Here is a 26,073-nt window from a genome sequence, read left to right as displayed (position 1 = left end):
TTTAGTGGCTGCTGTGTCATTTGCCGGCGCGAAGGCCGTAGAAGATGGCCGCGAACAGGATGATCAGACCCTGAGCGACGAGTTTTCCCGCATCGCCGACGCCGAACATCGTCATCACGACAAAGAGGAAGGCGAAGCAGAGCACGCCGAAGAACGGCCCCCAGACGCCCCCCTCGCCTCGCCCGAAGACCACTCCGCCAAGAATGGTCGCGGCGACCGACAGGATCGGCAGGTCGAGCCCTACTCGCACGCTGCCGACGGCGATCGACGCCGTCTGGACCAGTGCAGCGACGGCCGCCATTAGGCCAGCAAGCGTGTGAGCAAGGATCACCGTGCGTTCCACGGGGACGCCAGAGAAATGGGCGGCCGGAATGCTTTCCCCAACCGCAGCGACGAAGCGGCCGAAAACGGTCCATGACAGTAGCAGCGCCATCAGTGCAGTGAGCGCGATCCAGAAGAGAACGGGACTCGGCAAACCGGCAAAGCGGGTATTGAAGAGTTCTGCAAAGATTTTGGGAACATCGCCCGGCGGCTTGCCACTCGATAGATATTGCACGAATCCGACGAGCACTATGGAGAGCGCCAGTGTGACGATGACCGCGGAAACACGGCGCTTGGCAACCATCACTCCGTTGAAGAGACCTATGACAAGGCCGGCTGCAAGCGCCAGCACAACATAGAAACCGAGCGAGGCGCCGGGGAAGATGCCGGACGAGATGCAGTAATTGATGAGAACGATGATACCGCCGCCGGAGAGGTCGATCGACTTCACCCGCATCACGAGAAGCTGGCCGAGCACGAGAATGCCGAGCGGCACCACCTGGCGTGCGAATACGCCGAGCACATTGGCGTTGAGCATCTGCGGACGCGCGATGAAGAGGATCACCAGCAGCACGACGAGCAGGTAGTAAGAAGGCGGGACCTTGGATATGCGCCGGAAAACGGTCGAGTTGACGAGAGCCGACATGATCAGAGTCCGATCTTCTTGCGCGACTGGAGCGCGACGACGGCCATGAGCAACATGCCCTTGATCGCCGTCTGAACGAACGGCGTGACGTTGAGCAGGTTCATGCCGTTGGACAACAATGCCAGCACTGCGACACCGATGACCGTGCCATACAAACTGCCGACGCCGCCGGACAACTGCGTGCCGCCGATCGCGACCGCCGTGATGGCGTCAAGTTCCATCAACAGGCCGACATTCGGATCGCCCGAGATGATGCGGCCTGCGAGGAACACGCCGCCGCCGGCGGCGAAGAGCGAGCAGGTGACATAGGCAAGTAGGATGTTGCGGCTGGCAGGGATGCCAAAATTGCGCGCCGCATCGGTCGATCCGGAAGCGATACCACCGCCGATGGCGAAAAGATGCAGGCCGTAGCGCGAGCCGTAAAGCAGCTTCCAGGCCACGACAATCGTAACAAGGCCCCAAAAAACCGGCAGCGGCAGGCCGAAGAGCGAGCCCTCGACCATCGAGCGCACCCCAGCCGGCACCGTGCCGCCTGAGACCGGGCGCAGCACACGGGTGATGCCGAGCACGACATACTGCATGGAAAGCGTCGCGACGATCGGGTGCACGTTGAGCCGTGTGACGCAGTAGCCGTTGGTCGCGCCGATCAGGCCTGCAAGCAAGAAGACGCCGGGGATGGTGACAACGCCAGGCAGATCTAGCGCGAGGATGGCCGTGGTGAAGCTGACTACCGAGCCGATGGAGAGGTCGAGGCCGCCCACGAGCACGACGAACATCTGTCCGACCGCCGTAATCAGCAGCGGCATGCCCTGCGCGACGAGATTGGCGAGATTGCTCCACTCACCGAATTGACTGGTCGTGGCGGCAAGCCACAGCGCCATGGCAAGCGCGATGACGAGCGGAAGCAGCCAGAGGCCCTGCCGGCTGCTGCGGCCGGTGAGCAGTTTTCCGAAAGTGGACGAAGAAGGTGTCATCAGGTTTTCCAGTCCGTTATGCGCTTAGCGCCGCATCGAGAATGCCGTGCTCGGTCGCATCCGCGGCCGACATTTCCGACACGATCGAATTGCCGTGAATCACGTAGAGGCGGTCGCAGAGGCCGATTAACTCGATCGTCTCGCGCGACAGCACCAGCACTGCGCCGCCGGCTTTCGCGAAGTCCCGTAGAATGCGGTAGATTTCTGCCTTCGCGCCGACATCCACGCCGCGCGTCGGTTCCTCGATGAGGAGCAGGTCGGCATCGGTTGCTAGATAGCGGCCCAGCAGCACCTTCTGCTGATTTCCGCCGGAGAGCGCGCCGACGACGGCTGACGGCCCCGACGCCTTGACGTTCAGCCGCCGCATCATCTCAGCGATTACAGCACCGTAGCGCTTCGCCACCTTCAGCGCCGGCTGGCAAGCATGCAGCGCCGTAACAATGTTCCGGCCAACGGAATGGCCGAGGAATAGGCCTTCATCCTTGCGATCTTCAGGCACGAAGGCACCCCCGAGCGCCTGCCAGCGCCGCACGCCGCTTTCCTTTGGTCCGGGAAGGTGGATGGTTTTACCGCGCCGGGACACCGTGCCCTCAACTGGGGTGAACTGCCCGACGAGCGCGCGCAGCGCCTTCTGTTGTCCCTGTCCTTCCAGTCCCGCGAAACCAACGATTTCGCCCTGCTTCACTGTGAAAGAGAACGGCTGCGAATCTGCTTGAAGCCGCAAGCCGGATACCGAGAGCGCCGGCGCACCTGTCCACTCGCCCCGCTCCGGGAAAAGATCCTCCAGTTCCCGCCCGACCATCATCGCGATCACTGAAGCGGGCGTCATCTCCGAGAGCGGCCGGGTGCCTACCAGCTGACCATCCTTCAGCACAGTCACCACGTCGCAGATCGCAAAGATCTCGTCCATGCGGTGGGAGATATAGACGATGGCCTTGCCGGCTTCGCGTAGTGCCCGGATATGCTTATTGAGGATTTCGACATCGGCGGCGTTCAATGCCGCCGTCGGCTCATCAAGAATGAAGACATCGGCGTCCCCATCGATTCCGTGGGCGATCTCGACGAATTGCCGTTCGGCGATTGAGAGTTCCGAAACCAGCGTATCCGGATCGAGCGTCAGACCGAGGCGGCCGAGCGCGCCCTTCGTCTCTTTGCGCATGCGCCGCCGATCAATGCCGCCCAGACGGCCGGCAGGTTCGCGACCGAGGAACATATTTTCTGCAATCGTCATGTTGGGAAGCAACGACAGCTCCTGAAAAACCGTCGAAACGCCGGCTTCAATTGCGGCGCGCGGATTGGCGAAATTGGCGGTCCGGCCCGCACGGCGGATTTCGCCGCTGTCCGGCTGGTGCACGCCGGCCAGGATCTTCATCAACGTCGATTTGCCGGCGCCGTTTTCACCCATCAAGGCATGTACAGTGCCGGGTGCCAGCGCAAGCGACACGCTGCGAAGCGCGACGCTACCGCCAAAAGTCTTGGATATGCCCACCATTTCAATGAGTTGCGACATGGATTTCCTCTCCCCAGATAAACGAGAGGCAGGCGGACGCCTGCCTCCCGGCTCGGTCCGCCTACTGCTTGGCGTAAAACTCTTTGAGCTGCTCTTCGGAGAGTTCCGACGGCCACCAGACATTGGCCGACAGGTCGTCGCGGTAGTATTTTTTGACCTTTTCGAGGTCCCAGCCCGGCGGGTTGTAGTCGTAGTGCTTATGAAGAGCCTTGCCCTCCAGAAGTGCTACGGCGGCGCGCACGCCCGCTGCGCCCTGGGCGGGGCTGTATTCCGACGAGACCGACTTGAAACCGTCAGCGATCCATTGGCCGAAGAAACCGTTGTTGCCCTCGCCGGAAATCGGCGGGATAGCGACACCGAACTGCTTGAAGACGTCCACGCAGGCGCGTGTCATGTCCGCGCCCGACGACCAGATTCCGTCGACATCGGGGTCATTGAGGTAAAGCGTCTCGCAGACCTTCTTGGCCTTGTCGTACTGCCAGTCTCCGTGCTCCTCGGCGGCGATTTTGATTTCGGTGCCTTCGAGCGACTGTTTGAGGCCATTGTACCGGTTCGTATCCTCCGGATGACCTGCAAGGCCGCGCAGCACCCAGATGTTGCCTTTGCCACCAAGTTCCTTGACGAGGAAATCGCCCATGACCTTGCCGAAATGCTCGGCGCCGCCCTGGATCTCCGTCGTATAAGCCTCGGTCTCGACGCGGCCGGTGTGCAGTACGACCGGAATGCCCGCTGCGACGGCCTTCTCGATACTTGCATTGGCCGAAGTCGAGGTGACCGGCTGGACGATGATCGCATCCACCTTTTGTGCGATCAGGTCCTCGATATCGGCAACCTGCTTCTTCTGGTCGAAGCCGGCATCGAGTAGGATAAGCTTGGTGATGCGCTTGTCGCGGTCGGTGGCCGCCTGCGCCTCATGCGCCACCTGCACCGTCCAAGTATTGGCGTTGACACCAAAGCTGCTCATTCCGATGACCCAAGGTGCGTCTTTCTTGTATTTGCCCTCTTCCACCTTGGGGTTGTTGTCCGCGCGTGTCGTCACACCGTCGAGCAGGGGGACTTCCTGCGCCAGGCTGTTCGTTGTGAAGACCACTCCGGCCAACAGAACCGATAGGCCGATTTTCCTGATGATGCTGCTCATACTTCTCCTCCAAAAGTAGGCGTCCAACACGGAGAAAGGCCAGTCGGAAGGCATGCGAGTTCGGCAGCCCGCGACCCATGTCCGGTGCTCGTGCACAGCCTTTGAAACGACTTGAAACTCTCCTCCGGCCGACACAAAACCACTGGCGCTTTTGGCTGTCAATAGTTATTCAGACTGAATGACCAATTGACCATCCTTGCAAATCGCCTTTGCTGATGCGAAGTCTGGGCGGGGAAATGCGGGCGTGCGCCCGACGGAGGAGACAGTGACGCGGACAGTTCTTTGCTTCGGGGATTCCAACACCCATGGCCAGATTCCCGGCCACGGACCGCTTCAACGCTATCGCCGCGAGCAGCGGTGGGGCGGCGTGCTGGAAGTTCTGCTCGGCCCCGGCTGGCAGGTCATCGAGGAGGGTTTGAGCGGCCGGACGACGGTTCATGACGACCCGATCGAAGGATCGCTGAAGAACGGCCGGACCTATTTGCGCCCCTGTCTGCAAAGCCACACCCCACTCGATCTCATCATCATCATGCTCGGCACCAACGACCTGAAGCGGCGCTTCAACATGCCGCCATCAGAGGTCGCCATGGGCATCGGTTGCCTCGTGCACGATATCCGCGAGCTTTCGCCCGGCCCCGCCGGCCACGATCCGGAAATCATGATCGTAGCACCGCCGCCGATGCTGGACGACCTTCGCGAATGGGAATCCATCTTTTCCGGCGCGCAGGAAAAATCGCGCAAGCTGGCGCTGGAATTCGAGATCATGGCGGATTCGCTTGAGGCGCATTTCTTCGACGCCGGCACCGTCTGCCAGTGCTCGCCGGCCGATGGTTTCCATATCGACGAGGCGGCGCATCGCCTGCTCGGCGAGGCGCTGGCACAGGAAGTTCTGGCAATCGGGTGGGCCAATGCCTAAGCCCCGCCGTATGACCAATGCCCTTTCCGCGAAGGACCGCCGCCTTGCCTGACATGCGTTTCGCGCCGCCCAACCCGCTTCGTATCGCAGACCGCGCCAGCGGTCTCAATTCGCTGAGCGTGCGCAGCCATAACGAGCGCCTTGTCCTCTCGCTGCTCCTGCAGAACGAGACGACAACCCGTCTGGAAATCGGTGAGAAGACCGGCCTTTCGGCGCAGACGATCTCCGTCATCGTGCGCTCCCTCGAACAGGAAGGTCTTGTCGTGCGCGGCGAGGCGCAGAAGGGCCGCGTCGGCCCGCCGACAACGCCTTTGATGCTGAACCCCGAGGGCGCCTATTCCGTCGGTGTGAGTGTCGGATACCGCAACACCCATATCGTCGTCGTCGATTTCATCGGTACTGTGCAGCATCATCGCGTGATGCCGCACACAACGGCCGCCACCTTTGACGCGCCAGAAGCGCTTGCGCTCGAAATCCACCAAGCAATTGCCGGTCTTTCGGAAAGCCGGCAGGGCCGCATCGCCGGAGTCGGTCTGGCACTCCCCACCCCGCCGATCCGCTCCGGGCCGAACCATGACGTGCTGCACCGTTACCTGGAGGACGAGCTTGGCCTTCCCGTGTTCGTGCAGAACGACATTACGGCAGCCGCCGGTGGTGAGAGCCTGTTCGGCGCGGCGAGGCAGTTGCAGGACTTCCTATTCTTCTATCTCGGTGCACGCCTGCACGGCCGCCTCGTTCTCAACCATCAGATATACAACGGCAATTCGCCGCTAAGTTACGATGTCGGCGTGCTCGCGCTGGAGCGTGCCTTCCCGGAAGGCGATCCTGCGTCGACGAAACTCTGGGGCAACGACCCTATCTGGCCGCCCATCGGGCCGGAACTCTTCACCTGGCAGCAGGCATGCGCGGAAAGCCTCGTCGGCTCGACGCGATCCCTGTTGCAGTTCATCGAGCTGAAAACCGTCGTGCTTTCGTCTTTCGCTCCCGCCGAAATCTGCACGGCACTTTGTACGCTCGTCCGACAGCAAATCCCTTCGCTGAACGCCGTCGTGGGCAGACCATCCGCCGCTCCTAAGGCCGTCGGCGCCGCGAGCCTGCCGTTCAGTTCACGCTTCATGGTAAATTGAACCCTCGGTGAGTTGGGCTTTACCCGAGCTTTGTGTGGGCGGCGCGCTATCGATCAAATTCGTGCGGAGCATCTGGCCACCTCGGCTAGTTCCAGTCGGTACATGGCCTTTATCAACCAAAGACAGCGACTGCTGATTTGACGATGATCCCACCATCCGGACTTCTGCGTATTTGGCGGCCGGTAGCGGCGCGAAAGACTTGCAGCAATTGCAAGCACCGGAGGCACCCGTGACCACAGGGTTTTCATGCGTTCCCTGCCATTTCGGCTTTTCCGCACTGCCTGACCCGTCACAAGGCGCTGTGACCAGCGGTAGCCGATCTCGTGGAAATACAGGTCGGCACTCTCGACCGATCATGGACAAGATCGCCGATGCTGAAGGATCTTAAAATGCACAGCGATATCTCCGCAGCTTCAAACGACTGCGAAAAGCCTGGGCATGTTTTGCCTCACGGGAAAATTCGCGCCCGCAGTTGTGATGCAGAGCAAACTAGGAGCAAAGCTTCTTAGAACCACCTGAGCGACATGATTTGATTCAGACTACAGCCTGATATTTGTCCATGAATCACATACTATAGCCTGATATCTGAGTGATCGGATCATATCACAGCTTGAGTCAGCGTCTTGAATATCAGACTGTATTCTGATATCTATCACCGCAGAATCAGCCCATAATCTGAGAGTTTTGAATGAAAAGCGACAGTCGAAAAAGGGGGCGCCTCCGACTTGATGAACGACTTTGGGAGCTTAAACCAATCGACCGGTTCAAAGCGCCGCCGAAAGGATGGGTGCGCGCACTACGTGACGCGCTCGGAATGACGGGGGCACAGCTTGGCACGCGCATTGGCGTGCGGCCCCAAACCGTAGACGCCATCGAGAAGTCGGAAGCCGCCGGCACGATTCAGCTGAACACCTTGCGTCGCGCAGCCGAGGCGCTCGATTGCACGCTCGTCTACGCACTCGTTCCCAACAGCTCGCTCGAGGCGGCCGTCGAGGCACGCGCCCGGCAAATCGCAACACGCGAGCTTCAGCGCGTCGCGCATACCATGCGGCTAGAAGCCCAGGGCACAGACGATTCAGCTTTCGAATCCCGCGTCCAGGCGTACATTCGCGACAGGCTCTCCGACCGCGACCTCTGGAACGACCCATGACAGACCTGTTTCAGGAGCCTGAAGACGCGACACCCCTTGAACCGCATGAGCGTGACGGACTCCTTCAGACATGGATTACGCACCGCCGTGATCTCAACGAAGCCGAGCAGGAGAATATCGTCGAGGGCGCAGCCTGGGCACGGGGGCGCCGGCGCGCGCCGCTTGAGCGAATGCTCAGCGAGGACTTCATGAGAACGCTGCACAAGCGGATGCTCGGCGACGTCTGGGAGTGGGCCGGCGCCCTCCGAATGACGGAGCGTAACATCGGCGTCCAAGCCTACCGCATCGGAATGGAACTCGCGAGCCTATTGAGCGACGTTCGCTATTGGATCGAGCACCAGACATTTCCGGCGGATGAGATTGCGATAAGGTTTCACCATCGTCTGGTCGCCATTCACCCTTTTCCAAACGGAAATGGCCGCCACGCCCGATTAGCAGCCGACCTTCTTATCGAACGCCTGGGAGGCGAACGTTTTAGTTGGGGCGGCGGAACTCTGGCTGATGTTGGCGAACTCCGTACCCGATACGTTGCAGCCCTACGCGCAGCGGACAATCATGATATCGCGCCACTTTTGGAATTTGCGTGGACTTGAGAGGCGCGGCCTCCGCGCATTGCTGTTCTTGAAGAGATACGAACACAGAACCCGCTTGCAAGGCGACGTCGCGAAAACCCCGAGCAACACCTCGCCGCGCTCGGCGATGCGATGCCGCAGCTTCCCCTCATCGACCGGGTTCTTAGCGATTCCGCACGATCGGACCATACTCTCTCAATCTCCGGAGGAATTTGCTCGTCCACAGATCGCCTGGATCAGACACCTGTTGCGCAAACCGATCCATGCCGGTCGTGCCGTAACGGGTTGGATGCCGCGCAGCTGGCACTAGATCAGCGATCACGAACAAGATGTGTCGTGCGAACGCGCCCGGGTCCTGCCTGCTGGCGGCATTTCGCAGACCCAGCTCGCCAGGACGTCCAATGGTCCTGCCTGGTGTTGTAGAAGTCGCGGGCGATAACCCAGAAGACGAAGTCGACAATGTCGGCGATCCAACCGTGCGCCTTCGCAGGGGCTGGAACAGTCGTGCCCGCAAAGACAGGTACGTATCGGTTATCTGATCGGGCAACGCCGTGCGCTGCCAGAAAATCTCATCAAGAATGGCAAAGTCAACAGGGGCTTCTTTCGGTCGCGAACGCGCCACGGCCGCAGGGGGCGACATCATCGGCATTGGCCCACGGCGGATCAGCTAGCGTACCGGCACAGAAACGTGACTGCCACCATCGGCCCGACTGTGCTGCTCGTACGCGGGTCAATCCTCAGGCAACCCGGCAGCGATCATCAGGCCCACGAGGCGTTCGGTCGCGCCGAGATAAACCGGACTGGTGTTCTTAGTGGGCGGTGGCAGATTGCGCGCTGTCGAACCCTGCCTCAGCTTCATGGCCTGTGCCAGGGCCGCCCTGGCTTCGTCGGTTCGGCCCAACTGCTGGTAGGCCGCTGCCAGCAGGAAATGCGTACGTCCGCTGGCTGGCGTGATCGCGATCGATCGCTGCAGCCAGGGCAGTGCTTCTTCGGCCCGGCCCATCAACATGTGAACCCAGCCTGCTCCTATAGCCCATGTCCAACGGGCGACCTGGGGTGTATCGAACCGGTTGGCTTGCTCGAACGTTGCGAGGGCCTCGTCGAAACGCCCCAGGAAGACATGGGAAAGCCCGATGAGATAGAGTACGGTTCCGTTCCATGGATCGAGGGTGAGTACCTTGCCACAGGCCACCAGGCTTTCGACGAAGCGGTTGGTCGCCGACAGATACCGGCAGTGCATTTCGAGTACCGGGATGTAATTCGGCTGCGCGCGCAAGGCGCGCTCAAGAATCTCGCCGACGCGGTTCTCGACCGTTTCGCGCTCCGCAGCGGGAAACCAGGCCATTTGAATCCCGCGCAGCTGAAATGCCGCGAGCGCAACTTGCAGGTCGATATTTTCCGGGTCGTCGGCGAGCGCTTGTTCGAGCATCGCCTGCGCGGCGCGAAAGCGCTCCGGCGTCGTTTGGTTGATCGAGGCCGTTGCTTGCTCGATGGCCGCCTTGGTGCTGCCCGCAGGCAAGCCGACGGCCGAGCGCTCCCCAGCGTTCAAAAGCACGTTGATACGTAGCGCCAGCGCATGGCCCATGCCGGCCGTAAGGCGCGTTTGCTGGAGTTGCTCGTCGACGCCGGCCAGGCCGACCGACACCGAGCTGGTCCACTTGACCGCGCCGGTCGCCGGTTCGGTCATGCGCGCGCGCAAATTCCACGCTGTTTCGGTTCTCTCCAGTTCGCTGCTCACGACAAGATCGGCCGCCCCTGTAGCGCCGCCGGGCGGAACGACCACCCGGATTGTCTCGACTTTCGCCAGGCCGTCGGTCAGGTCGCGGTTGACGCCTGCCGCCATCCGCCAAGTCAGCGGATCGTTGCTTGCAGCCGTCATGGGGATCACGGCGACAGTTGGAAGCGATCCTGTGACGAAACTGGGGAGCCGCGTCGCCGCGGACGCCAAAGCGGACAGGCCGAACCCAGCGACAGCCACGAGTGCGGCGCGGCGGCGCATCTTCACGCCGAGCCAGCGCCCTGTCGATCCAATTTCCGCTTCAGGATCGATCTGCTGCAGAGGCTTTTGCGGCACGACCGCGTCCGGCGCGGTCGTTACCTCGGCCTCAAACAGGTAGCCGCGGCCCGAAACCGCTCTGATCAACTGCCGACTGTCATCGCCGAGAGCTGCGCGAACTTCTCGAACGCACTGGAACAGGCTGTCTTCGCCGACATGGACGTTCGGCCAGACCGCCGCCATCAGCTCGTGCTTGCCGATGACCCTGCCCGGGTTGGCGGCAAGCAGTTGCAGCAAATCGAATGCCTTGGGCCTGAGCTTGATTGTTTCGCCGCCAGGCCCGCGCAGTTCGGATCGCTGCGGATCGAGTTCATATCCAACAAATCTGAGCACCGGGCCTCCGACTCCCGCGATGATATCCCCGGAACTCCGGTGTTCTGCCAAGAACAAGAAGATTGACAATTAAGCCATTCGTTTTCCTGCGGGAAAGGCGAAATTCAACAAAATTTCAGAATTTCCCCGACGCCCTTTCAGGACTTTCCCCACCCCGCGCCGACATAACGCGCATGAACACAACGAACACGATCGCCGGAAACACGACTCCCGGCAAGCGTTGAAAGGGCAGAGGCCTGGATGCGCTGCGGGAATGTGAGTCCTGATCTAGGCGGAGGGAACCTATGTCTTCACGAGTACTTTTGGCTTCGGCGCAGAACGCGCGTTGGCTAGCCTCGCCCGGCAGCGGCGATCTCAACACCGGCGCCAAAGCATGCGGAGCATTTTCGTGAATACTGCCAGAAACTATGAGGCGCGCGCCAACCGGTCCGCGCTGCGTGTCCCCGCATTGGGTATCGTGGCCTCTTTGGCAGCGACCCTTGCGAACTCCGTAGCACCATTGGCGCTGATCGTCGCGTCCGGGCCTGCACTGGCGGACAGTATCGGCCAGAACGGTGCTGCCGGCGGAAATGCGCCGAATTACTCGACTGCCGCCGGCGGTGGCGGGGCAGGCACTGCCGGCGATGGCTCGGCGACCGGCACGGGCGGAGGTGGAGGCTCGACGGGCGGCTCGGGCAATCGCGGCGGGTCGGGCGGCGTTTCGGACAGTGGCGGCGGCGGTGGTGGCGGCTACGGACTTGGCGCGGGGGGCGGCGGCGGCGGCGCGGGTGGAGCAGGCCTCACGCTAACCACCGACCAGGTCAATAATTCGACAATCAAAGGTGGCAACGGCGGCAACGGCGGCTACGGGGCAGCCAATTGGGCGCAATCCTGGAACTATGCCGGCGGCGGAGGCGGAGGTGGCGGCGGGTCAGGCATTATCGTCACGACGGGAACCAGCCTTACCAATTCAGGCGTGATATCAGGCGGCAATGGTGGCGGCGGCGCGGACGTCATTGGGCCGGGTATTCCCAACTCCTTCGCCAACCCCTCGGGCAACGGCGTGGGGGGCAATGGCGGCAACGGCATCACCGCCACCGCCTCCAGCGGACTGACAATCAACAATTCTGGTACAATCCAAGGCGGCGGCGGCGGAACCGACTACCACAACGTCCAGCCCTATCGCCCACAGGCCGGCGGCTACGGCATCATCGGCCAAAATCTGACCATCACGAACAGCGGAACGATTGCAGGCGGCGCCCGCGGCGGGGCGGGCGGCCTGTCCGGTAATCTTTCATCCGCCATCGTCATCACCGGCGGTACCAACAACATCACGGCTCTCACCGGCAGCAATATCGGCGCGATTGATCTCAACGGCGGCGCGACGACCCTTGCCGGCGCCTTCAATGACAAAGTCCAGGTCAACGGCGGCGCCACGCTCGCCTTGGGCGCGGCCGGCGACGCGACCGGCTTCACAAGCCTTAGCAATGCCGGTGGCACGATCAATATCGGCGACGGCAAAACGCTTTCGGCCGGGACAATCTCCAATTTTTGGGGAGGGAGGATCACCTTAGGCGCTGGTGCGGTACTCTTTGGCACGGGCAACACGTTGAACAACGATGCCACCATCGATGTCGGCACCGACGGTGTCGTCACGGACAATGGCGACATCAACAACAATGCTGCCGGCATCATCAATTTCAATGGCCCGGGCGGTACAGCGCAACTTTCGCCTGGGACCGGCAACGTCAACAACAGCGGCCAGATCAATGTTGTCGGCGGTGACGTCGATGTGCGGATGACCAACATCAACAACCAAGGCAATGGCTTGGTGTCGCTCATCGGCGGCGACATGTTCGGCGTGTCTACACTCACAAACTCCGGCACGGCGACGCTGAACGTTGCTGCGGGCCGCAAGCTCAGCCTGGGGACCCTTGCTTTCAACGGTGGCACCATCTCGGGCACCGGCACGATCGAGGCTACGAATGCTTTCAACCTCTGGGGCAATGGTACGGTCGGCGCGACACTCGCAGGCGCGGCAAATCTGACGAGAGGCGGTCCCGGGACGACAATCCTCACGGGAACCCACACTTATACTGGCGGCACTACGGTCAATGCCGGCGAACTGCAACTCGGCACCCTCGGTGCCACCGGCTCGATCCGGGGCCAGGTCAACGTGTTCGGCGCCGGTACATTCACGCTCACCAACGCCGACACCACGGGCATCACCGGTATCACGAATGCCGGAAAAACATATTTCTACAATTCCTCAAGCGCAACCAGTGCCAGCATCGCCAACACCGGCGAACTCTATTTCTACAATACCAGCAGTGCTGGCAATGCTGTCGTGACCAACAACAATTTCCTCGAATTCTACGACACGAGCACGGCTGGCAACAGCAATATCACCAACAACAGCAACCTCCTTTTCTATGACAACAGCCGCGCTGGAACTGCCACCATTGCCAACAACAGCGGCAGTCTTCTGAATTTCCACAACACCAGTTCCGCAGACAACGCGCGTATCACCAACGATGCCTTGCTGTCCTTCTACGACAGCAGCACGGCCGGCAGCGCGGAGATAACCAACAATCGCGATCTTACCTTCTATGATGCGAGCGGGGCAGGCAGCGCCAGGATCACGAACAACGACACCCTGACGTTCCGCTCCACCACTACGGCCGGAAGCGCCAGGATCACCAACAACGCCAGCCTGGCATTCCTCCACAACAGCAATGCCAGCAATGCCGAGATCACCAATGGCGCGGCTGGCACAGTCGATTTCTCGGGCTCGACGGGTTCTGCCGGCAACAAAAAACACACCGCCGGTTCGATCGCCGGCGGCGGCTCCTATTTGCTTGGTGACAACGAGTTGACTGTCGGCTCGAACGGCCTGTCGACCGAAGTGAGCGGGACGATCAGTGGCACCGGTGGATCGCTGGTCAAAGCTGGCACCGGTACTCTGACCCTGACGGGAGAGAACACCTATAGTGACGGGACGACGATCTCGGGCGGCACGCTGCAACTTGGCAATGGCGGTGTGGTCGGCTCGATCCTGGGCGAGGTGACCAACAACGGTGTGCTCGCCTTCAACCGCAGCGACTCGGTCACCTTCGCCGGCGCCATCTCGGGCAGCGGCGCCGTGCAGCAGATCGGTTCAGGCACCACCATCCTGACGGGCACCAACGCCTACACCGGTGGCACAACGATTTCAGGCGGCACGCTGCAACTCGGCAATGGCGGCGCGACCGGATCGATCCTGGGCGATGTGGTCAACGACAGTGTGCTCGCCTTCAACCGTAGCGACACGGTCACCTTCGCCGGCGCCATCTCGGGCAGCGGTGCAGTGCGGCAAATCGGTTCCGGTACGACGGTCCTGACCGGCAGCAATGCCTACACAGGCGGTACCACGGTCGTGGGCGGGACGCTCCAGATCGGCAATGGCGGCGCGACCGGCTCGATCCTGGGCAATGTGGTCAACGACAGTGTGCTCGCCTTCAACCGCAGCGACGCGGTCACCTTCGCCGGCGCCATTTCGGGCAACGGCGCGGTGCGGCAGATCGGTTCCGGTACGACCGTCCTGACCGGAGACAACAGCTACACCGGTGGCACGACGATTTCAGACGGCACGCTGCAACTCGGCAATGGCGGCGCCACCGGCTCGATCGTCGGCGATGTCGTCAACGACGGCGTGCTCGCCTTCAACCGCAGCAATGCCTTCACGCTCGCCGGCGCCATCTCGGGCAGTGGAGCGATGCGGCAGATCGGTGCAGGCACCACGATCCTGACGGGCAGCAACAGCTATACCGGCGGAACGACGATTTCAGACGGCACGCTGCAACTCGGCAGTGGCGGCGCGACCGGATCGATCCTGGGCGATGTCGTCAATGACGGCACGCTCGCCTTCAACCGCAGCGATGCGTTCACTTTCTCCGGCGCCATCTCGGGCAACGGCGCGGTGCAGCAGATTGGTTCCGGTACGACCGTCCTGACCGGCAGCAATGGCTACACAGGTGGCACGACGATTTCAGGCGGCACGCTGCAACTCGGCAATGGCGGCGCGACCGGATCGATCCTGGGCGATGTGGTCAACGACAGCGTGCTCGCCTTCAACCGCAGCGACGCCGTCACCTTCGCTGGCGGCATCTCGGGCAGCGGCGTGGTGCGGCAGATCGGTTCCGGTACGACCGTCCTGACGGGCAGCAATACCCATACCGGCGGCACCACGGTCGCGGACGGCACGCTCCAGATCGGTAATGGGGGCGCGTCGGGTTCGATCGCCGGAAATGTCGTCAATGACGGCGCGCTCGCCTTCAACCGCAGCGATGCGTTCACTTTCGCTGGCGACATCTCGGGCAACGGCGTGGCGCGGCAGATCGGTACAGGCACCACCATTCTGACTGGCACCAACACTTACACCGGCGGCACGACGATTTCAGGCGGCACGCTGCAACTCGGTAATGGCGGTACGACCGGCTCGATCACCGGCAATGTGGTCAACGACAGTGTGCTCGCCTTCAACCGCAGCGACGCCGTCAACTTCGCTGGCGACATCTCGGGCAGCGGCGCTGTGCGGCAAATCGGTACGGGCACCACGATCCTGACAGGCAGCAATACCTATACCGGCGACACCACCGTCTCCAACGGCGAGTTGCAGTTCGGCGGTGGCAGCAACTTGCTCGGCGGCAAGGTGATCGTAACAGGCGGCACGCTGGCGATCCAGGCGCCGGCGGCCGTCAACGTCGCACAGACCGTAAACTTTGCCGACAACACTGCGCTAGCCATCGTCGCGCGTTCGAACGGCGCCGCGCTGTCTGCCGACGGTATTACGATCGGCAACGGCGTCGGCTTAAACATTGGCGGCATCAATGATGCGAGCCAGCTCGACAAGGTGTTGATCGACACCCGCTCAGGAATCAGCGGCGACTTCGCCAGCGTCAGCGTCGGCGGCTTCAGCGGTACGGTCGACTATCTCACCATTTCCACCCGCAAATCGGCCGACAACCTGCAATATCTCGCCAGCTATGGCCTGAGCTGGACAGCCGGCAATAACCTCGCCCACGGCACCTTCACGCTGACCAATGCCACCGACAGCTTCACTGTGGGCGCGGTGCTTTCCGACCAAGGGGCGAATCCCGCGACGGGCTGGAACGGCACGGCGCTGACCAAGGCCGGCGCGGGCACACTCACCCTGACCGGCGACAACACCTATAGTGGCGCGACGACGATTTCGGGCGGCGTCTTGCAGCTCGGTAACGGCGGCACGAGCGGCTCGATCCTGGGCAATGTCGTCAACAACGGCGTGGTCGCCTTTAACCGCAGCGATGCGGTCACTTTCTCAGGCGACATCTCGGGCAGCGGCGCTGTGCGGCAAATCGGTACGGGCACCACGATCCTGACAAGCAGCAATACCTATACCGGAGGCACGACGATTTCAGGCGGGACGCTCCAGATCGGTAATGGCGGTACGACCGGATCGATCACCGGCAATGTCGTCAACGACAGCGTTCTCGCCTTCAACCGCAGCGACGCGGTCACCTTCGCCGGCGCCATCTCGGGCAACGGCGCTGTGCGGCAGATCGGTTCCGGTACGACCGTCCTGACGGGCAGCAATACCCATACAGGCGGCACCACGATTTCAGGCGGAACGCTCCAGATCGGCGATGGGGTGGCGACCGGATCGATCACCGGCAATGTCGTCAACGACAGCGTTCTCGCCTTCAACCGCGGTGATGCGTTCACCTTCGCCGGCGCCATCTCGGGCAGCGGCGCTGTGCGGCAGATCGGTACGGGCACCACCATCCTGACCGGCAACAATACCCTTACCGGCGGCACGACGATTTCGGGCGGAACGCTCCAGATCGGCAGTGGCGGTGTGGCCGGCTCGATCCTGGGCGATGTGACCAACAACGGTGTGCTCGCTTTCAACCGCAGCGATGCGTTCACCTTCGCCGGCGCCATCTCGGGCAGCGGCGCTGTGCGGCAGATCGGTACGGGCACCACCATCCTGACGGGCAGCAACACCCATACCGGCGGAACGACGGTTGCGGGCGGGACGCTCCAGATCGGCAGTGGCGGCACGTCGGGCTCGATCACCGGCAATGTCGTCAACGACAGCGTGCTCGCCTTCAACCGCAGTGACGCCGTCACCTTCGCCGGCGCCATCTCGGGCAACGGCGCTGTGCGGCAGATCGGTGCGGGCACCACGATCCTGACGGGCAGCAACAGCTATACCGGCGGCACCACGGTAGCGAACGGCACGCTCCAGATCGGTAATGGCGCCACGTCGGGTTCGATCACCGGCAATGTCGTCAATGACGGCGCGCTCGCCTTCAACCGCAACGATGCGTTCACTTTCGCTGGGGACATTTCGGGCAGCGGCGCTGTGCGGCAAATCGGTTCCGGTACAACGGTCCTGACTGGAGACAACAGCTACACGGGAGGCACCACGATCGCGGGCGGGACGGTGCAACTCGGCAATGGCGGCGCGACCGGATCGATCACCGGCGATGTGGTCAACAACGGCGTGCTCGCCTTCAACCGCAGCGACGCGGTTGCTTTGGCCGGCGCCATCTCAGGCAACGGCGCTGTGCGGCAGATCGGTTCCGGTACAACGGTCCTGACCGGAGACAACAGCTACACGGGAGGCACCACGATCGCGGGCGGAACGTTTCAGATCGGTAATGGCGGCGCAACCGGCTCGATTGTCGGCAACGTCGTCAACCACGGCGTGCTTGCCTTTAACCGCAGCGACGCGGTTACCTTCGCCGGCGCCATCTCGGGCAGCGGCGCTGTGCGGCAGATCGGTTCAGGCACGACGGTCCTGACCGGCAGCAACGCCTATATGGGCGACACCACCGTTTCCGGTGGGCGCTTGCAGTTCGGCGACGGCAGCGCGGGCAGTAGCAACACTCTGGGCGGAAACCTCACTGTGACCGGCGGCACGCTGGCGATCCAGACGCCGGCGACCGTGAACGTCGAACGGGCAGTCACCCTCGCCGACAACACCGCGCTGTCCATCGTCGCCGGCACGAACAGCCCCGGGCTATCGGCCAACCACGTCCTGATCGGCAATGGCGTCGCCTTCAACATCGGCGGCATCAACAATGCAAGCCAACTCGACAAGGTACTGATAGACACCCGTTCTGGAATCAACGGCGACTTCGCCAGCGTCACCATAGGCGGTTTCAGCGGTACGGTGGACTATCTCACCGTATCCGGCCGCAAATCGGCCGACAGCCTGCAATACCTCGCAAGCTACGGCCTGAGCTGGACCGCCGGCAACAATCTCGCCCAGGGGACCTTCACGCTGACCAACGCCACCGACAGCTTCACGGTCGGGACGGCGCTTGCCGACCAGGCGGCAAACCCCGTGCTTGGCTGGAACGGCACGTCCTTGGCCAAGGCCGGCGCCGGTGTGCTCACCCTTACCGGCGATAACACCTATAGTGGCGGCACCACGATTGTGGGCGGTGTGCTGTCGGTCTCGCGCGACACCAATCTCGGTGCAGCTTCGGGTGGCGTTTCCTTCTCCGGTGGCGCGCTTGCGACCACCGCGAGCTTCGACACCGCTCGCTCGATCGGGTTGACGCAAGCGGGGCGCTTCGACATCGCTGCCGGAACTGAACTCGGGCTGACGGGCAGTCTGTCAGGCAGCGGCGATCTGATCAAACAGGGTGCTGGCACGCTGCGGCTAGACAACGGCGCCAACGCCTACGGCAACACGCTGGTTACGGCCGGTACGCTGATCGGCAATGCCGACTCGATCTCGGGCAAGATCGGGAATGCCGGCACGGTCGTCTTCGAGCAGACGGCCAACGCCGCCTTTGCCGCCGATATAGGAGCACTCAATGGCTCGGGCGGCCGGATGATCAAGCGCGGGGTCGGTGCTCTGAGCCTGACCGGCATGTCGTCACTCGATTGGACGGTGCAGGCGGGAAGGCTCATCACGTCAGCCGAGCGCTTCGGCGGCAATGCAGCCCTCGCCTCGGGCGCCTCCCTGACGTTCGATCAGGCCGTCAACACCAGCTATGGCGGTGTGATTTCCGGCAGCGGCGGCTTCGCAAAGGCTGGGACGGGCCTTCTCACGCTGACGGGCAATTCCTCCGCTTTCTCCGGGTCGACCACAGTCGAGAACGGCACGCTGGCGGTCAATGGCTCACTTGGCGGCACCCTCGACGTACTGGCCGGCGGCCGCCTTCAAGGCAGCGGCGCGGCGAGCAATGTGCGCGTTTCGGGCACGATCGCGCCCGGCAACTCGATCGGCACGCTCAACGTCGCCGGCAATCTCATCTTCAACTCCGGTTCGATCTACGAGGTTGAAGTGAACGCGGCCGGTCAGTCGGACAGGATCGTTACCACCGGGACGGTGACAATCGCCGGCGGCTCGGTCAAAGTGCTGGCGGGCACGGGCAACTATGCGCCGGAGACAAAGTACACTATCGCGACCGCCAATGGTGGTCGGAGCGGCACTTTCGGCGGCGTGAGCTCGAACCTCGCCTTCCTTGATCCTTCACTCAGCTACGACGCCAGCAACGTCTATCTGAAGCTGACCCGCAACAATATCGACTTCTCCAGCGTCGGTGTAACCCCGAACCAGATCGCCACCGGCGACGGAGTCGAAAGCCTCGGGAGAGGCAATCCGATCCACAACGCCATCACGAACCTGTCGGCAGCGCAGGCGCGAAACGCCTTCGACCAGCTCTCGGGCGAGATCCACGCATCGGCGAAGTCGACGCTCACCGAAGACAGCCGCTTCACCCGCAACGCCATCAACGAACGCCTTCGCGCGGCCTTCGACAGTACCGGCACGGCGAACGCTACAGTCACGAGCTATGTCGATGGCAAGCCCCTCGCCGTCGACGCGACAACCGATCGTCTGGCGTTCTGGAGCCAAGGCTTCGGCTCGTGGGGGCACACCGATGGCGACGGCAACGCCGCGGGCCTCGACCGCTCGACGGGTGGTTTCTTTGTCGGAGCGGACGTCCCGGCGTTCGACAACTGGCGCTTCGGCGCGATCGCGGGCTATAGCCACACCAGTTTTGACGTGAAGGACCGTTATTCCTCCGGTTCGAGCGAAAGTTATCACGCCGGCCTCTATGGCGGCACGAACTGGGGCGATCTCGCCTTCCGGTCCGGTGCCGCCTACACCCGGCACGACGTCTCGACGTCGCGAACAGTGATGTTCCCCGGTTTCAACGACAATTTGAAGGGGGACTACGACGCCGGCACAGCTCAGGTCTTCGGCGAGCTCGGCTACGGCATCGCCATGAGCGGGGCCTGGTTTGAGCCCTTCGCCAACCTCGCTCATGTGAGTGTTCATAGCGATGACTTCATCGAGAAGGGCGGGGCGGCCGCGCTGAGCAGTAAAGACGACACTACGGATACGACCATGACGACACTGGGACTGCGCGCCTCGACAACCTTCGACCTCAACGGCGCGGCGGTGACGGTCAAGGGTATGGCGGGCTGGCGTCACGCCTTCGGCGATTTGTTGCCGCTCTCGACGATGCGCTTTGTCGGCGGCGGCGACGCCTTCTCGATCGCGGGGGTTCCGATCGCGCGCGATGTGGCCGTGGTTGAGGCCGGCCTCGACTACGCCCTTTCACCAACTGCGACGCTCGGCGTGACCTATGCGGGCCAGTTCGGCTCCGACGTCTCCGATCAGTCCGCTCGCGTCAACCTCAACGTCAAGTTCTGAAGGCCTTTCCATGACAAGCAACAACATCCGGTTCGTTGGAATCTCTTCCGCAGTGCTCGCGATGGCGGTAGGCGTGGCACTATACCTTGTCCCGGAACTCGCGTCCTCGAGCCCGACCCAGACCACACCGATCACCGACACCCCCGATGATCCCGCGCCGCAGCGTTTCCAGGTAGCCCAGGCGCAGACTGGCGGCCAAACTACCGTTGCTGCAACGGGATCGTCCTTGCCGGGGGGCGCATCGTCGCTGAATGAGACCTATAAGGACTGGCGCGTCGCCTGCGTGCAGGATGGCAGCGTAAAGCGCTGTGCGCTGTCGCAGATCCAGGCACAGCAGAACGGACAGCGCGTACTTGCAATCGAGCTGGAGGCGCCGTCCGTAAATGCTGTGTCGGGCACGCTGCTTCTGCCGTTCGGTTTGGCGCTCGAGCCCGGCGTCACCTTCCAGATCGACGACAAACCGCCGATGCAGCCCGTGCACTACCGAACTTGCGTTCCGGACGGGTGCCTCGTTTCAGTGACCTTCGACGCTCCAACGCTGGTCGCACTGCGCGCCGGCGCCGCGCTCAAGGTCAAGGCGGTAGCTGATGGCGGGGCAGCGGCTCCGTTCTTGATCTCCTTGCAAGGATTCGGCACTGCGCTTGACCGTGTGGAGACGCTGGCACGCTAGGATTGGCCGAACCCGTAACATGCGTGTGGTCAGTGATCTCCCGGAGGTTTCATCGCCCGCAATCGGTGGTCTCGGGTGTAGCTTCGGAAGCGAGGAGGCTGGGTGTTCTCGCCCCTGACCAACGCTGTAGCGCGGCCCTCTACACCTTTGGGAGAGGTCGGCTGGCCGGAAATCTTGCCATTGAAATTGTTGATTGTTCCTCATCGAAGCCGATAAGGCCCCACCTCTGGCAGCCGTAAAGGCGTGGCGTGGAGCGGATAAAAGTGGGGGGATCTTCGGGTAGTCGAGGCCTTTTCGGAAGGGGCATTGGCGCCGGACCTACTATTACCGCGCCCTGCAGGAAGTCCTGCGAATACGGCACTGGGGAGGCTTTCAAACGGCAACGCGTCCATCCTGGCACGTCGGACTAGGTGACAAATCGTTGCTTAGGTCAAAATGACTACGCTGAGATCTCGGAGGGGGCCTAGGCTCAGGACTTATTAATCGAGGTATAGCACCCACCGCCTAGCCTGAAGGGATATCTGCTTGTTGCAGTCACTTTGAAATATAAGCCTTGAGTCAATTCACAATTGACATTTTCGGTTTTTAGTAAAGCCACACTCGCACTGACTTTAGATCCATGCCATAATGTCAAACATGAGTGGACAATCAGAGACAAAGCTAAAGCAGCTCCTCCGGCAAGTTCCCCCTGGTTTTCTGGTGGACACGCGGTGGATGACCCGTCATGCCATCTCGCGGCAATCCGTCTCGGGCTACGTCAAACATGGTTGGCTTGAGCCGGTCGTACCCGGCGTATACCGCCGCCCGTTCTCCTCAGACACCAATCCAGAAGCCACCGTCGGCTGGAAGATACCCCTGCTCTCGGCCGTTTGGCTCATGGAGCATAAGTTCTACGTCGGCGGCGCGAGTTCACTCTCCTTGCGGGGACATGCCCACTACCTCTCATTCAGCGAGCAATTCCCCCTCTATCTCTACGGCTCCGACGTCCCTTCCTGGCTACCGAAGTTGCGGACGGATGCTCAGGTAAAAGTTAGAAGAAAAACCTTATTTGGCGACGGAAGGGCCGGAGTCCAGGACGCAGATTTCGCCCTCTCGAATGGCGAAGATCCGGAGCTGGCACAAAGTCCTTGGCGCTGGCCAATGCCGATGTCATCGCCTGAACGCGCAATCCTCGAGATGCTCGACGAACTCCCGAAGGGCGAAAGCTTTCACAAGGTCGACGTGGCATTCGAGAGCCTCGCCAATCTGCGCCCGAGATTACTGACGTCGCTCCTTACCCTATGCCGAAGCGTGAAAACCAAGCGCCTCTTCTTCGTCTATGCCGACAAGCACAATCATGCCTGGCGCCGGCACATTGACATGTCAGCGGTAGATCTTGGCAAGGGCGACCGGGCGCTGACACCGGGTGGCAGGCTGCACCCCACCTACCGCATCACAATCCCCGCCGACTTAATGCCAAAGGAGACCCCGCATGGCACGTGAGCAGTACATGCGCCAGGTCGACCTTCTGGTGCGGACCCTGCCTTTCATCGCCCGCCACGAGGCCTTCGCGCTGAAGGGCGGCACGGCGATAAACCTTTTCTATCGCAACATGCCGCGGCTCTCGGTCGACATCGACCTAACCTACCTGCCGATTGAGGACCGTGAAACGACGCTGAAAGAAATCGATACGATCCTTGAGCACATCCGCGAAGACCTGCTACGCAATTTGCGCGGTGTGACCGTCCAGAGGATAACCGGCGGTGGCAACAACGACACTCGCGTTCTCGTCCGGCAGGGAAATGCCGAGATCAAAATCGAAACATCACCTGTCGCGCGGGGCACCGTTCATGCACCCCAACTGCGTCGGGTCAGCGCGAGCGTCGAAGAGACGTTCGGTTTCGCCGAGATGCGGGTCGTCTCGTTCGAGGATTTATTCGGTGGAAAGCTACATGCGGCGGTTGACCGGCAGCATCCTCGCGATCTGTTCGACGTGAAGCTTCTATATGAGAACGAGGGACTGACCAACGCGCTGTTCCGAACATTTCTGGTCTATGTCGCGAGCTCCGGACGCCCGCCGCACGAACTGGTCAGGCCTTCGCTCGCAGACCTCGACGAGGCATTTGTGAAGGAGTTCGAGGGGATGACCACCGAGCCCGTCAACCTAGAGGATCTTAAGGCAGTGAGGAGCCGGATGATGGAGGACCTTCTTTCTCAGCTCGACGACAAGGCAATGCGCTTCCTGTTATCGCTTCACGAAGGCGAACCGGATTTTGACGCCATTGGACTGCCCCAAGCGGCGAAGCTTCCCGCAGTCCGATGGAAGATTCTCAACCTCGAAAAGCTGAAAGCCCAGAATCCCGAGAAACATGCCGAGCAGCGGCGAAAAATCGAAGGGATGCAGCAATAGCTTGGGCCCGCTACAGAAGCGGGCGGAGAGGCCGAACAGTGATGCGCTTGCCTGCTGGGGCAAAAGCCATCGACCAGGCGAGCAAGCTTTTACCCCTGTCCATGTCTACTCTTCATTGGACGCAGGACGATTGAGCCGGTTGACTTTATGCCTTGGTTTGGAAGCGTTCATTCCATTTCGGGCGAACCGCCACCCCGCTCCTTCGTGAACGGGGCTTCTTCCCGCCGAGTTAGCTCATTTTCGATAGCCTCGCGGATAAAGGCAGCGATACCGTAGTTTCCGACCAGGGCTTTGATCCGCTCTCTCGTTGCCAGCGAGAGGCGAATTTTCGTTTCTTTCAGCTTTAGCGGTGGTCGTCCCATAAGATATTTGCCCTCGTCTGTTTTTCAAACAAACACCTCCGCCATAAACGGACCCCTTTATTGACGAAATAAACGGGGACGTTTATCGTTAAATTGCAAGACGGCTGGACCGCATGTTTGCCGCACGCAATCCAGCCTAACCACAACCTAGCTAGCTGGAGCTTGGATCATGGCTGATTCTGAGAGTAGCAGAACTTTGCCTGCAATCACCTGTAGAAAAAAAGGTTCAACGAGCAGCGCGTCCAAAACCCTGCCGCTCCTGATCGACCGTCGAAACCTTCTCCCCGTCGCCGCACACTTTCTGACCGCCCGCCTCGCAGAACGGGGCGGCAAGGAACGCGCCAGCGGTCCAACGCCTGTCCACGAAATGTGGCCACGATGGTACGCTTGCCACCAGCAGTGGCTGCAGGCCACGCGCCGTCGACAAAGGCTTGAAACGGAAATGCTGGAAGAGACCGGGGGTTTCCCGGTTGCGGAGCTAAGGATCGTTGGAAACGATCAGCCGGTCGTGGCTCGCTCTTTCGTCGACATCAAGCGACTGTCCTCTCAACTGGACCCCGTCCAATTGTCAAAGGCACGAGCCGAGCTTCGCCAGCGTCGAAAGCAATGGCGAGAAGCCGACGAGCGTCTGGAATACGGTACGGCTGTCACTCGGGAACAGGAGCTTGAGGGGCAAGCGGGGATATCCGGCCGTGTGATGTGGATCACACGACCTACCTCCCTGATGGAGGTCACCGCAAAGCTTCATTGCCTGATCGCCATGCACGATCCCGGCCTGAAGTTCGAAGGCGCCCCCTGGCCCGAGCTGCGGACCATGCTGAAGGATCTTATCGGTATTGCCGGGACGTGCCCGGAATCATGCGGTGGGCTTGTGCGCACCGACAAGGCAGCAAGCACGCGAGACATTCTGGCATTGGCGGCACAGTACAGAAACGCGGCGGTCAAACTTGGTGAGAGCTTGCCACACTCCAACCATTTCCCGCGACGTCTGCTCGCTCTGCATTCGATCGAGCTCTATCTGAATGCTCTTCTGCTTGCCAAAGGCTTCGATCACACCACGATCCGCGGCCGTGAGCACGATCTTGGCGAGCGCACCCGGCTGGCAGTGGATGCCGGCCTGGTTCTGCGCAAGCGCACGGCGGCACACCTGGTCACGCTCTCCTCAGGCAGAGAGTATTTCGTCATCAGGTATGCTCCAGAGCTGACTGCCACGCTCTCAGAGATGAACCGGGTCATGGCGACACTCGACGAACTCTCGCGGAAGGTCAAAAAGATGTTGGGTGCGTCGTGATCGATTGCTGCCGCAGCTTTGTCCTGCCCGGGCAACGTCGTGGTCGCCGCTCCCGACATGCCAACGAAGCTATTCGGCTTCGGGGCACTAGCAAAAAATGAGCGTACCAGGCGCCGGCGGCAATTCTGCCAGAGCCAGTTCGCGCGCGGCTTGCCGGTTAAAAGCCTCGTCTCGGAGGATCAGCATCGCGCCGGCCAACGGCCGGGATCCGGGAAGCCTAGGCCCCGCAAGCCGCACCGCTTGACCGTAAGAACGCCATTCACGGCCTAAGAGTGATCGATCCCGGAAGCCGCCGTACCTCGCGCCTTGGCCTCCGATCAGAACCAAGGGCTGTTCGACCCTCACTCCAATGAAACCCGCTCGATATGGTCGAACGCCTGCCACTTGTCCGAAGATCGTCCCGCAGCGGGGGCTGCGGGTCCGATTTTTTTACGAACTGGTTTCTGTCGCCACCCCTCGTTCGGGGGATGGCGCTGGCCCCCATGAGAGCGTAGAGAACGGCGCACGGCAGTAGCCGTAGGGATATTCGGTGCAACGAGACGAGGCGGCGCGCTCGAATATCCCTCGCCCGCTGTGCCGGTCAGACAGCGACGGGCTCGTCTACGGTGTCATTTGCGTTATCGGCGGCCGGCTGCAGGCGGTGCAGATAGGCGACGGCCCGTTCGGCATGGGCCGCCATCTGGAACACAAGGCGCTTGTCGTTTTTCAACGCCTTTAGCCAAGAGGCAATGTAGGCGACGTGATCGTCGCGCGGCTCGATCGCAAGGCCGAGATCGGCAGCGAGAAAGACGCTTCCGAGCTCGGCGACCAGCTCTTCCCTGGCATAGCCTTCATCACCCCACTTTTTCCGGCCGAGATTGCGATCGAGCCGGGTCGGGCTCATCGTCCAATGGATTGCCTCGTGTCCAAGCGTGGTGGCGTGCGCCTCGGCCGACACGA

General features: G+C 61.7%; 16 protein-coding genes and 1 pseudogene. 9 read left to right on the top strand and 8 right to left on the bottom strand.

Going from position 1 to position 26,073, the window contains the following annotated elements; genetic code table 11:
* Positions 1-16: 16 nt before the first annotated feature.
* The 4 genes from IB279_RS34735 to IB279_RS34720 all read right to left on the bottom strand — a co-directional run bounded on the left by IB279_RS34735 (position 17) and on the right by IB279_RS34720 (position 4,589).
* Positions 17-967: an ABC transporter permease gene (locus IB279_RS34735; protein WP_192340893.1), complete on the bottom strand. Its 951-nt coding sequence runs from the start codon at positions 965-967 to the stop codon at positions 17-19.
* 2 nt (positions 968-969) lie between these two features.
* Entirely contained in the window at positions 970-1,941 is a 972-nt protein-coding gene (locus IB279_RS34730; RefSeq protein WP_192340891.1) for an ABC transporter permease, read from the bottom strand.
* Between the two features lie 16 nt (positions 1,942-1,957).
* Positions 1,958-3,451: a sugar ABC transporter ATP-binding protein gene (locus IB279_RS34725; protein ID WP_192341004.1), complete on the bottom strand. Its 1,494-nt coding sequence runs from the start codon at positions 3,449-3,451 to the stop codon at positions 1,958-1,960.
* A gap of 61 nt (positions 3,452-3,512) precedes the next feature.
* Positions 3,513-4,589, bottom strand: a complete 1,077-nt coding sequence (locus tag IB279_RS34720) for a substrate-binding domain-containing protein (protein WP_192340889.1) — start codon at positions 4,587-4,589, stop codon at positions 3,513-3,515.
* 265 nt (positions 4,590-4,854) lie between these two features.
* Here IB279_RS34720 and IB279_RS34715 point away from each other — a divergent pair, with 265 nt between their 5' ends.
* Positions 4,855-5,505: an SGNH/GDSL hydrolase family protein gene (locus IB279_RS34715; protein WP_192340887.1), complete on the top strand. Its 651-nt coding sequence runs from the start codon at positions 4,855-4,857 to the stop codon at positions 5,503-5,505.
* A gap of 53 nt (positions 5,506-5,558) precedes the next feature.
* A complete protein-coding gene (locus tag IB279_RS34710; RefSeq protein WP_192341002.1) occupies positions 5,559-6,632 on the top strand; it encodes an ROK family transcriptional regulator in 1,074 nt (357 codons plus the stop codon).
* A 112-nt stretch (positions 6,633-6,744) separates the two neighbouring features.
* Here IB279_RS34710 and IB279_RS34705 read toward each other — a convergent pair.
* Positions 6,745-6,985: pseudogene (locus IB279_RS34705) on the bottom strand (IS1595 family transposase); the annotation flags it as partial.
* 335 nt (positions 6,986-7,320) lie between these two features.
* On the opposite strand from IB279_RS34705, the gene IB279_RS34700 reads away from it, so the two are divergent.
* Positions 7,321-7,782, top strand: coding sequence for a mobile mystery protein A (locus IB279_RS34700; RefSeq protein WP_192340885.1), 462 nt, complete (start codon positions 7,321-7,323; stop codon positions 7,780-7,782).
* Positions 7,779-8,375, top strand: a complete 597-nt coding sequence (locus IB279_RS34695; RefSeq protein ID WP_192340883.1) for a mobile mystery protein B — start codon at positions 7,779-7,781, stop codon at positions 8,373-8,375. Before IB279_RS34700 ends, IB279_RS34695 begins: the two co-directional genes overlap by 4 nt.
* A gap of 709 nt (positions 8,376-9,084) precedes the next feature.
* Here the strand turns inward: IB279_RS34695 and IB279_RS34690 are convergent.
* Positions 9,085-10,743 (bottom strand): tetratricopeptide repeat protein, encoded by a 1,659-nt coding sequence (locus IB279_RS34690; protein WP_192340881.1) that lies wholly within the window; start codon positions 10,741-10,743, stop codon positions 9,085-9,087.
* A gap of 388 nt (positions 10,744-11,131) precedes the next feature.
* On the opposite strand from IB279_RS34690, the gene IB279_RS34685 reads away from it, so the two are divergent.
* The 4 genes from IB279_RS34685 to IB279_RS34670 all read left to right on the top strand — a co-directional run bounded on the left by IB279_RS34685 (position 11,132) and on the right by IB279_RS34670 (position 23,481).
* Positions 11,132-20,422 (top strand): autotransporter-associated beta strand repeat-containing protein, encoded by a 9,291-nt coding sequence (locus IB279_RS34685; protein ID WP_192340879.1) that lies wholly within the window; start codon positions 11,132-11,134, stop codon positions 20,420-20,422.
* A gap of 10 nt (positions 20,423-20,432) precedes the next feature.
* Positions 20,433-21,092 (top strand): invasion associated locus B family protein, encoded by a 660-nt coding sequence (locus tag IB279_RS34680; protein WP_246802247.1) that lies wholly within the window; start codon positions 20,433-20,435, stop codon positions 21,090-21,092.
* Positions 21,093-21,719: 627 nt separating this feature from the next.
* Complete coding sequence (locus IB279_RS34675; protein WP_309142332.1) at positions 21,720-22,574, top strand: type IV toxin-antitoxin system AbiEi family antitoxin domain-containing protein; 855 nt, start codon at positions 21,720-21,722, stop codon at positions 22,572-22,574.
* Positions 22,564-23,481, top strand: coding sequence for a nucleotidyl transferase AbiEii/AbiGii toxin family protein (locus IB279_RS34670; protein WP_192340875.1), 918 nt, complete (start codon positions 22,564-22,566; stop codon positions 23,479-23,481). Before IB279_RS34675 ends, IB279_RS34670 begins: the two co-directional genes overlap by 11 nt.
* 167 nt (positions 23,482-23,648) lie before the next feature.
* Here IB279_RS34670 and IB279_RS34665 read toward each other — a convergent pair whose 3' ends face one another.
* On the bottom strand, positions 23,649-23,843 hold the full coding sequence (locus IB279_RS34665) for a hypothetical protein (protein ID WP_192340873.1): 195 nt from the start codon (positions 23,841-23,843) through the stop codon (positions 23,649-23,651).
* 169 nt (positions 23,844-24,012) lie between these two features.
* Between IB279_RS34665 and IB279_RS37015 the strand changes: the two genes are divergently transcribed.
* On the top strand, positions 24,013-25,134 hold the full coding sequence (locus IB279_RS37015) for a hypothetical protein (protein WP_246802246.1): 1,122 nt from the start codon (positions 24,013-24,015) through the stop codon (positions 25,132-25,134).
* 580 nt (positions 25,135-25,714) lie between these two features.
* On the opposite strand, the gene IB279_RS34655 is transcribed toward IB279_RS37015, so the two are convergent.
* The coding region (locus IB279_RS34655) for a zincin-like metallopeptidase domain-containing protein (RefSeq protein WP_246802245.1) at positions 25,715-26,073 on the bottom strand (359 nt) is incomplete at its 5' end.

Source organism: Ensifer sp. ENS06 (genome assembly GCF_014852205.1).
Lineage (GTDB): Bacteria > Pseudomonadota > Alphaproteobacteria > Rhizobiales > Rhizobiaceae > Ensifer > Ensifer adhaerens.
The sequence above is the reverse complement of the archived record's forward strand: the minus strand, read 5'-3'. Positions and strand labels throughout refer to the sequence as shown.